Consider the following 376-nt stretch of genomic DNA (forward strand, 5'->3'; position numbering starts at 1 on the left):
GATATGAAAATTGGTACATCTGAATGGCTTTCTCTTAGTAAGGATATTAAGCTGAAGTTGATCCGTTTGGCTGTCATAGATAGTAAATTTAAGCAAGCAAAATAAAAACCCTTCATTTGCTTAAGAGCAAACAAAGGGCTTAGTTAATGAGTGACTGAAGTAGAAGGAAATCTAGTCCATTTCCTTCTTTATTTATTGTAACATAAAAGGAAAAGCACAAACAAAGGAGAATTCTCATGAAAGAAATCGATAAATACATGACACCATCTGAAGCAGCTTTTTACTGGAGGATTCCTCGTGAGACAATTAAGAATAAATATAGCCCTTCTTTAATGAACGAGAAGCAAATAAATGATTTAGAACGCATGTTACAAGA

At 33.2% G+C, this 376-nt stretch carries 1 pseudogene; it reads left to right on the forward strand.

The features are described 5' to 3' along the window. Nucleotides 1-236: 236 nt before the first annotated feature. Nucleotides 237-376 (forward strand): annotated as a pseudogene (locus JDS80_RS31870) (DNA-binding protein); the annotation flags it as partial.

The sequence above is a fragment of the Bacillus cereus group sp. N8 genome (assembly GCF_016483685.1).
Lineage (GTDB): Bacteria > Bacillota > Bacilli > Bacillales > Bacillaceae_G > Bacillus_A > Bacillus_A proteolyticus.